Origin of the sequence: Escherichia sp. KCJ4928 (genome assembly GCF_004352695.1) — a bacterium.
Taxonomy (GTDB): Bacteria; Pseudomonadota; Gammaproteobacteria; order Enterobacterales; family Enterobacteriaceae; genus ECMA0423.
Genome location: NZ_SJWV01000103.1, coordinates 1 through 14466, shown reverse-complemented (window position 1 = coordinate 14466; position 14466 = coordinate 1). Strand labels below are relative to the sequence as shown.

Annotated in this window: 13 protein-coding genes; 6 read left to right on the top strand and 7 right to left on the bottom strand. The window is 52.2% G+C overall.

The window, feature by feature from the left end:
- The first annotated feature begins 212 nt into the window (after positions 1–212).
- Positions 213–1145 carry an L-tartrate utilization transcriptional activator TtdR gene (ttdR, locus tag E0D98_RS15135; protein ID WP_000935206.1) on the top strand — a complete coding sequence of 311 codons (933 nt, stop codon included), beginning with the start codon at positions 213–215 and terminating at the stop codon, positions 1143–1145.
- A gap of 12 nt (positions 1146–1157) precedes the next feature.
- Here ttdR and plsY read toward each other — a convergent pair whose 3' ends face one another.
- A complete protein-coding gene (gene plsY / locus E0D98_RS15130) occupies positions 1158–1775 on the bottom strand; it encodes a glycerol-3-phosphate 1-O-acyltransferase PlsY (RefSeq protein ID WP_001272796.1) in 618 nt (205 codons plus the stop codon).
- Positions 1776–1879: 104 nt separating this feature from the next.
- Between plsY and folB the strand changes: the two genes are divergently transcribed.
- Together folB and bacA are read left to right on the top strand one after the other, a co-directional pair.
- On the top strand, positions 1880–2248 hold the full coding sequence (gene folB / locus E0D98_RS15125; protein ID WP_001295541.1) for a bifunctional dihydroneopterin aldolase/7,8-dihydroneopterin epimerase: 369 nt from the start codon (positions 1880–1882) through the stop codon (positions 2246–2248).
- Positions 2249–2337: 89 nt separating this feature from the next.
- Complete coding sequence (bacA, locus tag E0D98_RS15120; RefSeq protein WP_001305111.1) at positions 2338–3159, top strand: undecaprenyl-diphosphate phosphatase; 822 nt, start codon at positions 2338–2340, stop codon at positions 3157–3159.
- Between the two features lie 162 nt (positions 3160–3321).
- Here the strand turns inward: bacA and cca are convergent, their stop codons facing one another.
- Complete coding sequence (cca, locus tag E0D98_RS15115; RefSeq protein ID WP_050877053.1) at positions 3322–4560, bottom strand: fused tRNA nucleotidyltransferase/2',3'-cyclic phosphodiesterase/2' nucleotidase/phosphatase Cca; 1239 nt, start codon at positions 4558–4560, stop codon at positions 3322–3324.
- Positions 4561–4623: 63 nt separating this feature from the next.
- Positions 4624–5244 carry a TIGR04211 family SH3 domain-containing protein gene (locus tag E0D98_RS15110; protein WP_001125332.1) on the bottom strand — a complete coding sequence of 207 codons (621 nt, stop codon included), beginning with the start codon at positions 5242–5244 and terminating at the stop codon, positions 4624–4626.
- A gap of 241 nt (positions 5245–5485) precedes the next feature.
- On the opposite strand from E0D98_RS15110, the gene ygiF reads away from it, so the two are divergent.
- Genes ygiF through hldE form a run of 3 tightly spaced genes read left to right on the top strand, consistent with a single transcriptional unit; the run spans position 5486 to position 11131 of the window.
- Entirely contained in the window at positions 5486–6787 is a 1302-nt protein-coding gene (gene ygiF / locus E0D98_RS15105; RefSeq protein WP_000046264.1) for an inorganic triphosphatase, read from the top strand.
- A gap of 22 nt (positions 6788–6809) precedes the next feature.
- Positions 6810–9650: a bifunctional [glutamate--ammonia ligase]-adenylyl-L-tyrosine phosphorylase/[glutamate--ammonia-ligase] adenylyltransferase gene (gene glnE, locus E0D98_RS15100; protein ID WP_001315860.1), complete on the top strand. Its 2841-nt coding sequence runs from the start codon at positions 6810–6812 to the stop codon at positions 9648–9650.
- Between the two features lie 47 nt (positions 9651–9697).
- Positions 9698–11131: a bifunctional D-glycero-beta-D-manno-heptose-7-phosphate kinase/D-glycero-beta-D-manno-heptose 1-phosphate adenylyltransferase HldE gene (gene hldE, locus E0D98_RS15095; RefSeq protein ID WP_000869178.1), complete on the top strand. Its 1434-nt coding sequence runs from the start codon at positions 9698–9700 to the stop codon at positions 11129–11131.
- Positions 11132–11250: 119 nt separating this feature from the next.
- On the opposite strand, the gene ibsE is transcribed toward hldE, so the two are convergent.
- The 4 genes from ibsE to E0D98_RS15075 all read right to left on the bottom strand — a co-directional run bounded on the left by ibsE (position 11251) and on the right by E0D98_RS15075 (position 14242).
- Positions 11251–11310 (bottom strand): type I toxin-antitoxin system Ibs family toxin, encoded by a 60-nt coding sequence (gene ibsE, locus E0D98_RS15090; protein ID WP_001387082.1) that lies wholly within the window; start codon positions 11308–11310, stop codon positions 11251–11253.
- A gap of 316 nt (positions 11311–11626) precedes the next feature.
- Positions 11627–11686 carry a type I toxin-antitoxin system Ibs family toxin gene (locus E0D98_RS15085; protein ID WP_100249846.1) on the bottom strand — a complete coding sequence of 20 codons (60 nt, stop codon included), beginning with the start codon at positions 11684–11686 and terminating at the stop codon, positions 11627–11629.
- Positions 11687–11924: 238 nt separating this feature from the next.
- Positions 11925–13586, bottom strand: a complete 1662-nt coding sequence (locus E0D98_RS15080; RefSeq protein ID WP_000341046.1) for a flotillin family protein — start codon at positions 13584–13586, stop codon at positions 11925–11927.
- 26 nt (positions 13587–13612) lie between these two features.
- On the bottom strand, positions 13613–14242 hold the full coding sequence (locus E0D98_RS15075; protein ID WP_000599947.1) for an OB-fold-containig protein: 630 nt from the start codon (positions 14240–14242) through the stop codon (positions 13613–13615).
- Between the last annotated feature and the right edge of the window lie 224 nt (positions 14243–14466).

The window sequence follows — 14466 nt, the reverse complement described above, 5'->3', positions numbered from 1 at the left end:
CATCATGGCAACTCCAGTTTTTGTATTTGTCTGGAAAAATTCACCGCCACAAACTACCACTAAAAATGTGGTTTTATATTTTTTGCCACCGTGAATATGTAATTAACAGTTCGTGAATCAACGCGAAAATAAGAATGAATATTGCGCCAGAGCAGGGAATGGCAATGTTTTGCGAAATACACTGCGCTTATCACAACTGCGGATAATTAACGATGCTGAATAGCTGGCCTTTAGCCAAAGACTTGCAGGTACTGGTAGAAATCGTCCACAGCGGGAGTTTTAGTGCTGCAGCGGCGACGCTTGGGCAAACGCCTGCATTTGTCACCAAGCGGATCCAAATCCTTGAAAATACGCTGGCAACAACGCTGCTGAACCGCTCCGCTCGCGGCGTGGCGCTGACTGAAAGTGGCCAACGTTGTTACGAACATGCGCTGGAAATCCTCACCCAATATCAGCGACTGGTCGATGACGTCACGCAAATCAAAACGCGCCCGGAGGGGATGATTCGTATTGGTTGCAGTTTTGGTTTTGGGCGCAGCCATATTGCGCCAGCCATTACCGAACTTATGCGCAATTATCCTGAGTTACAGGTGCATTTTGAATTGTTCGATCGGCAAATTGATTTAGTGCAGGATAATATTGATCTGGATATTCGTATTAATGACGAAATTCCTGATTATTATATTGCGCATCTGTTAACGAAAAATAAAAGAATATTATGCGCAGCACCTGAGTATCTGCAAAAATATCCGCAGCCACAATCATTACAGGAATTAAGTCGTCATGACTGTCTGGTGACCAAAGAGCGCGATATGACCCACGGAATATGGGAGTTGGGGAACGGTCAGGAGAAAAAATCGGTGAAGGTTAGCGGGCATCTTTCCTCCAATAGCGGCGAGATAGTGTTGCAATGGGCGCTGGAGGGCAAAGGGATTATGCTGCGTTCCGAGTGGGATGTGTTGCCGTTTCTGGAGAGTGGCAAACTGGTGCAAGTATTGCCGGAGTATGCACAAAGCGCCAATATCTGGGCTGTTTACCGGGAGCCGCTCTATCGCAGCATGAAATTACGTGTCTGCGTGGAATTTCTGGCGGCATGGTGCCAGCAACGGCTGGGCAAGCCCGATGAAGGCTATCAGGTCATGTAGATCCACCAGAAATCACTCGGGATCCTTTTCGCGCTTTCTTTTGAATTTCGTCCAGATTTTTGTCTCCTGACGACGCCACAGACGCTGGATGTTGTCATGATGACGCAGCAGGATCAGGCAAGAGAGCATCGAAACCGGGAAGGTGAATTGTGGCTTAAACCACCATACATAAAACGGAGCAATCAGTGCACTGACAATCGCTCCCAGCGACGAGTATCCGCTCAATAGCACGGTCAGTAACCAGGTTCCCGCCATTACTCCGGTGAGATCCCAGCCAATGGGTGCGATGGCACCAAAAGCGGTAGCAACGCCTTTTCCTCCTTTAAATCCGAAGAAAACGGGCCAGATGTGTCCAAGACAGGCGGCGATGGCAATTAAGCCTAGCCAGAAGGGGCTGACACCTAATTCATACGCGCCCCAGACGGGCAACATTCCTTTCAGAACGTCGAAAATCAGTACTGCTACGGCTGCTCCCTTGCCACCGATACGTAACACATTGGTTGCGCCTGGATTGCCGGAGCCGCTGGTTCGCGGATCGGGCAGCCCACACAAGCGGCAAACCAGAATGGCACTGGAAATGGAGCCGCAGAGGTACGCGATGAGGATCATTCCAGGCGCGATTGCACTCATAAGCTGTTCCGTTTTGAAAATTCGTGTTCAACGATGAATCTGTGGATAATACGCACATTTCGCCGGAAGTGGTATCCGGTTAGCCAAAAAGCAGGCAGGACGTGATGGATATTGTATTTATAGAGCAACTTTCGGTAATCACCACTATTGGTGTTTACGACTGGGAACAGACCATCGAACAGAAGTTAGTGTTCGATATCGAAATGGCATGGGATAACCGTAAAGCGGCGAAAAGTGATGATGTGGCGGATTGCCTCAGTTACGCTGACATTGCAGAAACGGTGGTCAGCCACGTCGAGGGGGCGCGTTTTGCGCTGGTGGAACGCGTGGCTGAAGAGGTGGCGGAGCTGCTGTTAGCACGCTTCAACTCGCCGTGGGTGCGTATCAAACTCAGCAAGCCAGGCGCAGTGGCGCGGGCGGCGAATGTTGGCGTAATCATTGAGCGTGGCAATAATCTGAAAGAAAATAATTAATTTTACAGCTGTTAAACCAAACGGTTATAACCTGGTCATACGCAGTAGTTCGGACAAGCGGTACATTTTAATAATTTAGGGGTTTATTGATGAGCGATATGCACTCGCTGCTGATAGCGGCAATATTGGGTGTGGTCGAAGGATTGACAGAATTTCTGCCGGTATCCAGCACGGGCCATATGATTATTGTCGGTCACTTGTTGGGGTTTGAGGGCGACACGGCGAAAACCTTTGAAGTTGTGATCCAGTTAGGATCAATTCTGGCGGTAGTAGTGATGTTCTGGCGGCGTCTGTTTGGCCTGATTGGCATCCACTTTGGCCGCCCGTTGCAGCACGAAGGTGAAAGCAAAGGTCGTTTAACGCTGATCCACATTTTGCTGGGGATGATTCCGGCGGTGGTACTGGGGCTATTGTTCCACGACACGATTAAGTCATTGTTTAACCCGATAAATGTGATGTATGCGCTGGTCGTTGGCGGTTTGTTGCTGATTGCCGCCGAATGCCTGAAGCCGAAAGAGCCGCGTGCGCCGGGTCTTGATGATATGACCTATCGTCAGGCGTTTATGATTGGCTGTTTCCAGTGTCTGGCGCTGTGGCCGGGTTTCTCCCGTTCCGGGGCCACCATTTCAGGTGGGATGCTGATGGGCGTGAGCCGTTACGCTGCTTCCGAGTTCTCGTTCCTGCTGGCGGTACCGATGATGATGGGCGCAACGGCGCTCGATCTCTACAAAAGCTGGGGCTTCCTGACAACCGGCGATATCCCGATGTTTGCCGTTGGGTTTATCACCGCTTTTGTGGTGGCGCTGATAGCGATTAAAACCTTCCTGCAATTGATTAAGCGCATTTCGTTTATCCCGTTCGCCATTTATCGCTTTATTGTGGCGGCTGCGGTGTACGTCGTGTTCTTTTGATTGAGAAAAGGTTCGGGAGCAGGCCTGGTTTTCTCCCTCGCTCTGTAGGGAGAGGGCCGGGGTGGGGGTGATTGTTCGCACCGGTGCTGGTCTGTTCCCCTCACCCTAACCCTCTCCCCGAAGGGGCGAGGGGATGGTTCGTGTTAACGTTTAGTTTTATACTCAGTCAGGCTTTGGGCAACGTTGTTCCTTCCAACTGGCTATCGCCGCAATCCGCCGTCGGGTCAGCTCCTCGCGAATCTCCACACCTTTAAATCCCGCTTCAACGACCGCTTTTGTCGGCACTGACTGCGCCACTTCCCAGGCTTCGCGCAACCAACGGCCTTGCGGGTAGTCCGCTGATTCAAAACCGGTTCTGCCGCGCACGTCAGCCTCGCTGGTCAGCGCCAGTTGCTCGACACGCTGCGGTTTACGCCAGGCATCGATGGAATCAAACAATTTGACGATAGTTTTTGGGTTCAGCATTGGGAAGGTGTGGATGAGATCGTGAAACTCAGCCACCAGTCTGGCTAAATCGCGAATTTCATTTGGCACGCGCAGACGCTGGCAGAGTTGTTCCACTAATTTCACACCCGCCGGACCGTGACCATGATGACGCGGCCAAAGTTCTGGCGGCGTCAGTCCTTTACCGAGATCGTGGCATAAAGTTGCGAAACGGACATCGACCTGCGGACTCAGCATCGCCGCCATTGAGAGCGTCATTAAGGTATGAATACCCGTGTCGATTTCCGGATGCCACCTGGCAGGGGCCGGAACGCCAAACAGTGCGTCAATTTCCGGGAATAAAACGCGCAGTGCGCCACAATCGCGCAGTACCTGGAAGAACACCTGTGGATTGCGGGTGGTGAGGGCGCTTTCCGTCTCTTTCCATACCCGTTCAGGCGTCAGGTGTTCCAGTTCACCCGCATGGGTCATCTCGCGCATCAGCGTCAGAGTTTCATCGGCAATACGAAAACCGAGGTGGGCATAACGCGCAGCAAAACGCGCCACGCGCAGAACGCGTAACGGATCTTCGCCAAAAGCGGGGGAAACATGGCGCAACAGACGATTTTGCAGATCGCCCAGACCGTTGTACGGGTCGATAATCTCGCCGTTATCGTCCTGGGCCAGCGCATTAATGGTCAGATCGCGACGCTTAAGATCATCTTCCAGCGTGACATCCGGTGCGGCATAGCAAGTAAAACCGGTGTAACCGGAACCGGATTTCCGTTCGGTACGTGCCAGCGCATACTCTTCATGCGTTTGCGGATGCAGAAACACAGGAAAATCGCGGCCTACCTGCTGGTAGCCCGCGTCGAGCATCTTCTGTGGCGTACTGCCGACCACCACCCAATCTCTGTCTTTGACCGGTAGCCCTAACAATGCATCCCGAACAGCACCACCGACCAGATAAATCTTCACGCCATCATCCCTTCGTCAAATACACAATTCCTAATAATAAGACAGTGCAACGAAGAAGGCGATTTAGTTCATCCAGCGATCTTTGCGTTTGCGCGTTGGGATCAGGTGTGGCAGTACCAGACCGAGCAGCAAGCCAAGCCCCAGCACGCCACCGCCATACATAAACCATTGCATGATGATGGTGCGCTGTTTGTCATCCAACTGTACGCTGGCGGCATCGACCTTTTTCTGCGCGACAATCAGCTCGTTTTTCAATTTCTGATTTTCTTCTTTTAATCCGTTGATCACGCTGTCGCTCTGCGCCACTTTTTGCTGCATTTCTGCGGTGCGCTGATTCCAGGTGTTATCGATATTGGTGAGTTTATCGGTCAGGGTTTTGACCTGATTTTCCAGATCTGGCACACGGGAGCGCAGGCTTGGCTCAGTGCTAAGTTGTTTCAACGGGATCCAGGCGGTACGGCCAGAGCTGTCTTTCACCTGGGCATAATTGGTGTTGGCGTCAGTTTGTAATAAGGTCACTTCCTCGCCGGCGTTAACCGTGCCCACGAGGCGATAATGATCTCCCGGACCGCTACGGACCCAGGTATTCAGTTCATCAGAAACATAGCGCGTTTCTTCAGCGTGTGAGACGGCAGTGGCGCTAAGTGCGAGTAAAGTTAATCCGATCAGGCGTAATTTTGGCATCAGGCTGTCGTTATTGTCATGGAAAGTGGAACGATAGTAGTGGCATCAGTGTCGCTACGCAAAGCATTCGACATCAATCGGAATCCTCTGTGTCAGGTCTTGCCACTGCTTCAAACTTTTACGCCCGTCAAATTGCCCGTTGCATGGCAATTTGGCGCAAAATACTATCTACTGACAAAAAAGATCGCATTAAGTTCGCCGTTCATCGTCACTTATGTGACATAACCGATAAGTAAAGGCCATGGCTCAGGAAATCGAATTAAAGTTTATTGTTAATCACAGTGCCGTTGAGGCGTTGCGTGACCATCTCAATACGCTGGGCGGCGAGCACCATGACCCCGTGCAGTTGCTGAATATTTACTACGAAACGCCGGATAACTGGCTGCGTGGGCACGATATGGGCTTACGTATTCGTGGCGAAAACGGTCGCTATGAGATGACCATGAAAGTTGCAGGAAGAGTGACAGGCGGCTTACACCAGCGCCCGGAATATAACGTGGCGTTGAGCGAACCGACGCTCGACCTGGCGCAGTTACCGACGGAAGTCTGGCCGAACGGCGAATTGCCCGCCGATCTCGCTTCCCGCGTACAACCGCTGTTCAGCACCGATTTTTATCGCGAAAAATGGCTGGTGGCGGTCGATGACAGCCGAATTGAAATCGCTCTCGATCAGGGGGAGGTGAAAGCGGGGGAATTTGCTGAACCTATCTGTGAGCTGGAACTGGAACTGCTTAGCGGCGACACGCGCGCGGTGCTGAAACTGGCGAACCAACTGGTATCGCAAACCGGATTACGCCAGGGCAGCCTGAGCAAAGCGGCGCGTGGCTATCATCTGGCGCAGGGCAATCCGGCGCGTGAAATCAAACCGACCACCATTTTGCATGTTGCGGCAAAAGCCGATGTGGAACAGGGGCTGGAAGCGGCGTTCGAGCTGGCGTTAGCGCAATGGCAGTATCATGAAGAACTGTGGGTACGCGGCAACGATGCGGCGAAAGAGCAGGTGCTGGCAGCCATTGGCCTTGTTCGCCATGCACTGATGCTGTTCGGTGGCATTGTGCCGCGTAAAGCGAGCACTCACTTACGTGATTTGCTGACTCAATGCGAAGCGACCATCGCTTCTGCGGTTTCTGCCGTGACGGCGGTCTACTCTACCGAAACGGCAATGGCAAAGCTGGCGTTGACCGAATGGTTGGTAAGCAAAGCCTGGCAGCCGTTTTTAGATGCCAAAGCGCAGGGTAAAATCAGCGATTCCTTCAAACGCTTTGCCGATATCCATCTTTCCCGCCATGCCGCTGAACTGAAAAGCGTTTTCTGCCAGCCGTTAGGCGATCGCTACCATGATCAGTTGCCACGCCTGACGCGTGATATTGACTCAATACTGCTGCTGGCAGGTTACTATGATCCTGTCGTCGCGCAAGCCTGGCTGGAGAACTGGCAGGGGCTGCGTCACGCTATTGCGACCGGGCAACGCATTGAAATTGAACATTTCCGTAATGAGGCAAACAATCAGGAACCGTTCTGGTTGCACAGCGGAAAACGTTAATCAGGCAAGGATAAAATCGCTTATGAAGCCGCTCTCTTCACCGTTACAGCAGTACTGGCAGACCGTTGTTGAGCGGCTGCCAGAGCCTTTAGCCGAGGAATCACTTAGCGCACAGGCGAAGTCAGTACTTACTTTTAGTGATTTTGTGCAGGACAGCGTGATTGTGCATCCAGAGTGGCTGACGGAACTGGAAAGCCAACCGCCGCAGGCCGACGAATGGCAGCATTACGCGGCATGGTTGCAGGAGGCGCTCAGTAATGTGAGTGACGAAGCCGGGTTAATGCGCGAGCTGCGGCTATTCCGGCGGCGCATTATGGTGCGCATCGCCTGGGCGCAAACGCTGGCTTTGGTTACTGAAGAGAGCATATTGCAGCAGCTCAGCCATCTGGCGGAGACGCTGATTGTCGCCGCGCGTGACTGGCTGTATGACGCTTGCTGCCGCGAGTGGGGAACGCCGTGCAATGCGCAGGGCGAAGCGCAACCGCTGCTGATTTTAGGCATGGGTAAGCTGGGCGGTGGGGAACTGAATTTCTCCTCAGATATCGATCTGATTTTTGCCTGGCCGGAACATGGTTGTACGCAGGGCGGACGCCGGGAACTGGATAACGCGCAGTTTTTTACCCGCATGGGGCAGCGGCTGATTAAAGTGTTGGATCAACCAACGCAGGATGGCTTCGTCTATCGCGTGGATATGCGGCTGCGTCCGTTTGGCGAAAGTGGCCCGCTGGTGCTGAGCTTTGCCGCGTTGGAGGATTATTACCAGGAGCAGGGGCGCGACTGGGAGCGTTACGCGATGGTCAAGGCGCGGATTATGGGCGATAGCGAAGGCGTCTATGCTAACGAGTTGCGTGCGATGCTGCGCCCGTTTGTTTTCCGTCGTTACATCGATTTCAGCGTGATTCAGTCGCTGCGCAACATGAAAGGGATGATTGCCCGTGAAGTGCGTCGACGTGGTTTGACCGACAATATCAAACTCGGCGCAGGCGGCATTCGCGAAATTGAATTTATCGTTCAGGTGTTCCAGCTCATTCGCGGTGGGCGCGAACCGTCGCTGCAGTCGCGCTCTTTACTGCCAACGCTCAGCGTCATTGCCGCGCTGCATCTGCTTTCTGAAAACGATGCTGAACAATTGCGAGTGGCGTATCTGTTCCTGCGGCGTCTGGAAAACCTGCTGCAAAGCATTAACGACGAACAAACCCAGACGCTTCCTTCTGATGAGCTTAACCGTGCGCGGCTGGCGTGGGCGATGGACTTTGCTGACTGGCCGCAACTGACCGGGGCGCTGACCGCACATATGACCAATGTGCGCCGGGTGTTTAATGAATTGATTGGCGACGACGAAAGTGAAACTCAGGAAGAGTCGCTGTCGGAACAGTGGCGTGAGCTGTGGCAGGATGCGTTGCAGGAAGATGACACTACGCCAGTGCTGGCGCATCTTAGCGAGGATGATCGCAAACAGGTGCTAACGCTGATTGCCGATTTCCGCAAAGAGCTGGATAAGCGCACCATCGGGCCGCGAGGACGTCAGGTGCTCGACCATCTGATGCCGCATCTGCTAAGTGATGTCTGTGCGCGTGAAGACGCTGCCGTTACGCTGTCGCGCATTACCGCCTTGCTGGTGGGGATTGTTACCCGCACCACCTATTTAGAATTGCTAAGTGAATTCCCCGCGGCGCTTAAACATTTGATTTCTCTGTGTGCCGCGTCGCCGATGATTGCCAGCCAACTGGCGCGTTATCCATTATTGCTGGATGAATTGCTCGATCCAAACACCCTTTACCAGCCGACGGCGACCGATGCCTACCGCGATGAGTTGCGCCAGTATTTGCTGCGCGTGCCGGAAGATGACGAAGAGCAACAGCTTGAGGCGCTGCGTCAGTTCAAACAGGCGCAGCTGTTACGCATCGCCGCAGCGGATATCGCTGGTACGCTACCGGTGATGAAAGTGAGCGATCACTTAACCTGGCTGGCAGAGGCTATGATAGATGCCGTCGTTCAGCAGGCGTGGGTTCAAATGGTGGCCCGCTACGGTAAGCCAAATCACCTCAACGATCGCGAAGGCCGTGGTTTTGCGGTGGTCGGCTACGGCAAGCTGGGCGGCTGGGAGTTAGGCTACAGTTCCGATCTTGACCTGATCTTCCTCCATGATTGCCCAATGGATGCGATGACTGACGGCGAGCGGGAAATCGACGGGCGACAGTTTTATCTGCGTCTGGCGCAACGCATTATGCATCTGTTCAGTACGCGTACCTCTTCCGGCATTTTGTATGAAGTGGATGCACGGCTACGCCCGTCCGGGGCCGCGGGAATGCTGGTGACATCCGCAGAAGCATTTGCCGATTATCAGAAAAACGAGGCCTGGACGTGGGAACATCAGGCGCTGGTGCGTGCGCGGGTAGTGTACGGCGATCCGCAGCTCACCGCGCACTTTGACGCGGTGCGTCGCGAGATTATGACGCTGCCGCGTGAAGGTAAAACTCTGCAAACGGAAGTGCGGGAAATGCGCGAGAAAATGCGCGCTCATCTCGGCAATAAACATCGCGATCGCTTTGATATCAAAGCCGATGAAGGCGGAATTACCGATATCGAATTTATTACCCAATATCTGGTGTTGCGCTACGCTCATGAAAAACCGAAGTTAACGCGCTGGTCAGACAACGTGCGCATTCTGGAACTACTGGCGCAAAACGACATTATGGAAGAGCAGGAAGCGATGGCGCTGACCCGTGCTTATACTACGCTGCGCGATGAACTTCATCATCTGGCATTACAGGAATTGCCGGGCCATGTGCCGGAGGATTGCTTCACCGCAGAGCGTGAACTGGTGCGGGCAAGCTGGCAGAAGTGGCTGGTGGAAGAATGAAGTATGGTATTATCGCGCGCAAATTTTGAATCTCTCAGGAGACAGGAATGAAAGTAACGCTGCCAGAGTTTGAACGTGCAGGAGTGATGGTGGTTGGTGATGTGATGCTGGATCGTTACTGGTACGGTCCCACCAGCCGTATCTCGCCGGAAGCGCCGGTGCCCGTGGTTAAAGTCAATACCATCGAAGAACGTCCGGGCGGCGCGGCTAACGTGGCAATGAACATCGCTTCTCTCGGTGCCAATGCTCGCCTGGTCGGGCTGACGGGCATTGACGATGCGGCGCGTGCGCTGAGTAAATCTCTGGCCGACGTCAACGTCAAATGCGACTTCGTTTCTGTACCGACGCATCCGACTATCACCAAATTACGGGTACTTTCCCGCAACCAACAGCTGATCCGCCTGGATTTTGAAGAAGGTTTCGAAGGTGTTGATCCGCAGCCGCTGCACGAGCGGATTAATCAGGCGCTGAGTTCGATTGGCGCGCTGGTGCTTTCTGACTACGCCAAAGGTGCGCTGGCAAGCGTACAGCAGATGATCCAACTGGCGCGTAAAGCGGGCGTTCCGGTGCTGATTGATCCAAAAGGTACCGATTTTGAGCGCTACCGCGGCGCTACGCTGTTAACGCCGAATCTCTCGGAATTTGAAGCTGTTGTCGGTAAATGTAAGACCGAAGAAGAGATTGTTGAGCGCGGCATGAAACTGATTGCCGATTACGAACTCTCGGCTCTGTTAGTGACCCGTTCCGAACAGGGTATGTCGCTGCTGCAACCGGGTAAAGCGCCGCTGCATATGCCAACCCAGGCGCAGGAAGTGTATGACGTTACCGGTGCGGGCGACACGGTGATTGGCGTCCTGGCGGCAACGCTGGCAGCGGGTAATTCGCTGGAAGAAGCCTGCTTCTTTGCCAATGCGGCGGCTGGCGTGGTGGTCGGCAAACTGGGAACCTCCACGGTTTCGCCGATCGAGCTGGAAAATGCAGTGCGTGGGCGCGCAGATACCGGCTTTGGTGTGATGACCGAAGAGGAACTGAAGCTTGCTGTAGCGGCAGCGCGTAAACGCGGCGAAAAGGTGGTAATGACCAACGGTGTCTTTGACATCCTGCACGCCGGGCACGTCTCCTATCTGGCAAATGCTCGCAAACTGGGTGACCGTCTGATTGTCGCTGTGAACAGCGATGCCTCCACCAAACGGCTGAAAGGGGATTCCCGCCCCGTTAACCCGCTCGAACAGCGTATGATTGTGCTGGGCGCACTGGAAGCGGTCGACTGGGTGGTGTCGTTTGAAGAAGACACGCCGCAGCGCTTGATCGCCGGGATCCTGCCAGATTTACTGGTGAAGGGCGGCGACTATAAACCAGAAGAGATCGCCGGGAGTAAAGAAGTCTGGGCCAACGGCGGCGAAGTGCTGGTGCTCAACTTCGAAGACGGTTGCTCGACCACTAACATCATCAAGAAGATCCAACAGGATAAAAAAGGCTAACCGGAAAGCGGTTCACAGATCTCGCTTCGTAGCAGGCAGGCCTATTGACGCTGTTGTTTTTTCAACCTAAAGTAAAGGAACAAGGGTAAGGGAGGATTTCTCCCCCCTCTGATCAGTTGTTAGTAAGTCGGGAAACTTAACAGTAACAACACAACCAGTATGATGACGAACTTCATCATAACCCTTTCCTTCTATAAGGCCCCTTCCTCGGGAGGGGCTTTCCCGTTTCAGCCCCTTGCTGACTCCCCGATTGTTGATGAGCGCCGGACCCCGCGCAACGCTTTCCCTGAAGCAGTTTTGCCTTCCCCGAGCGGTCACGCAAAACGCTGCAACGTCCTGAGCATTTGCACCTTTTAGCGGAACGCAGATATAAAAAATCCCCGGCTTTTTGGGCCAGGGATATGTGTTAATGAAACCTTCTTGACGCTGATTTTTTTTCAACCTAAAGTAAAGGAACAAGGGTGAGGGAGGATTTCTCCCCCCTCTGATTGGCTGTTAATAAGCTGCGAAACTTACGATTAACAACACAATCAGTATGATGACGAGCTTCATCATAACCCTTTCCTTCTGTAAGGCCCCTTCCTCGGGAGGGGCTTTCCCGTTTCAGCCCTTTGCTGACTCCCCGATTGTTGATGAGCGCCGGACCTCGCGCAACGCTTTCCCAGAGGCAGTTTTGCCTTCCCCGAGCGGTCACGCAAAACGTTGCAACGACCTGATCATTTGCAGTTTTTAGCGGAACGCAGATATAAAAAATCCCCGGCTTTTTGTGCCAGGGACGTTCATAGCTGAAAATTTATTCTACGTTTTCGGCGACGGGAGTTGTTGAGGTTAAGGGTGAAGTCAATGCCGCCAGTGAGCCGCCTGAAACGCCAATTTCATTGAGCAAGGAGTCAATCAGCGGTGCCTGTGTGCGGTAAGAGAGAGCGGCTGATAATGCTTGTTCCGCCAGGTTTCCGCCCCCCACATTACCCGTGTTTGCATCACCCGCAGCGCTGCCACGATTCAGACCATCGACCTGAATAATCTTGATACCGTCAATAGATTTCATCGGCTCAACGGATTTTTCTATTACCGCAGGTAGCGCCTGCAACAAGGCCAGTTTGAATTTAAGGCTGGTTTGTTCATCAGAAAGTACGTTGATAGCATCGTTCAGCGCACGTTGTGCTTCTGCTTCCGCCAGACCCTTTTTACGTGTAGCTTCGGCTAACTCAACGATAGCCGCCGCCTGCATCTCTGCGGCTTCTTTTTCTGCTTTCGCCCGCACGGTCAGTTCAACCGCTTTGGTTTCTGCATCCTGCGCGGCAGCGATTAGGGCAACTTGTTTAGCACGATCGGCTTCTGCGGTCTGGCGAGTGGTTTCTACGTTTTGTTGCGCACTTACTGCTTCTGCGAGTGCAAGGTTAGCACGCGCTTCTGCCTGGGACTGTTGTTCCGATTTGGCGGCAATAGCGATCGATTTCGTCTGGTTGGCGATTTCGGTGACCTGCTGTTGTTCGATCTCTTTAATACGAACTTCACGTTCAGCCTCAACCTTTCTTGAGCGGACGGCCTGCTCGCGCTCGATCTCCGTTTCCTGAATTTGTCGTTCAGCCAGAATTCGCGTCTGCTCTGCTTCACGACGACGTTCAGCTTCAAAAGCCGCAATACGTGCATTCTGTTCGGCAGTACGGGTTTTAACCTGCTGCTCCTGCTCAAGCGTCATAAACGCTTCTTGTTGTTCAATCTCCAACTTGCGCGAAAGTGCATCACGGTTTTTCTCACGCACCGCAACTTCTACATCCTGTTCAACTTCGTTACGTTCGCGACGACGGCGCTCCGTCTCCTGAGTCAGTTTGGTTAAACCTTCGGCGTCAAAGGCATTGTTCGGATTGAAATGTTCTTTCGAGGTCTGGTTAAAGTTGGTAAGTGAAACGCTTTCCAGCTCAAGACCGTTTTTCGACAGGTCTTCTGCGACAGTATTTTGTACTCCCTGCACGAAGTTCTCGCGGGTATCCTGTAACTCATGCATGGTCATTTGTGCAGCTGTTGCACGGAGGGCATCGACAAATTTATCTTCAACCAACATACGTAAGTCTTCTGGTGATAGCGTGCGTTGCCCCAACGTCTGCGCCGCAGTGGCGATGCCTTCTACAGACGGTTTTACCCGTACAAAGAAAGCGACTACTACATCGACACGCATACGATCTTTCGTAATCAGGCTATCAATGGTTGAGCGGCTGACTTCCAGCTTCAGAGTATTCATATTGATGGGGATTATTTCATGAAAGATCGGCATCACGATTGCGCCACCGCTCATCACCACTTTTTGCCCACCTAAACCAGTACGAACAAAAGCTTGCTCTGCCGAAGCGCGACGATAGAGCCTGGCGAAAATAATTCCAATAATAAACAGAATGCATACGGCAATAATCGCGGTAAACATCCAGGAGGGCACAGAATTAACAATATCATCCATTATTAAATTTCCTTTTGATTAATAAATTACAATATTTGTGGCCAGGGATTGTTTTCCGCCAAATATCGCGTTGCAGAAAGTCGGCAAATAATTAACACTTTGTCTCCTTTAGTGAAAAATTTTCCTTCTTCAGGCTCCAGTAGTAAATAATGTATTTGGCCAAATTGATCGGTGAGTTTTCCTTCGCAGGGATTGCCTGAAGTGGCTTGATGACCGGTAATTAATGCCATGCTACCAATATATTCTTCTTCTGTAATAGCTGAACTATGGTCGCGTGGAATCCAGGGCGCAACTATTTTACCGGTATAATGCACCGCAATAATCGTAAACAGTAAACTGACAGGAACCACGAACAGGTTCGACAGTGGTGATTGCCAGACCATGATGCAGGCATGCTGCAACAGGATGCCAATAAGACCAAAAAAACCAGCCAGCAAGCAGAGAACGACGAGAGCTGGCAATCTTCCGATATTGAGATAATGAAGTGCCTGGCTAATATGACCTGTGGTTATGGAATCATAATGGTCAAGATGTGCATCAAGAGCACCGGAGAGCATGTGACCGCAGATAAGCGCTAAAATTTCTAAAAGGCCGATCAACAGTACAAAGGAAATAGCGAAAAGATAAGGGGTATTATAGTCGGCGAATAAAATCATATGTCACTCCAATGTCCATTTAGTGACGCAATATTCACTTTGGGATAGTTTCCTTGCTTACATTTATCTTTGTTAATAATAACACATGTTAGAGAAGTTCTGGAAGAGAAAGTTTTTTAATATGGTTTTTTATTTTTCACTAAAAAGTGTGATCGGGGACAATATATTTACGCACGTTATGTTTAAAGGCACTACACTGATTGGGGAATACTGAAATCAGAAAA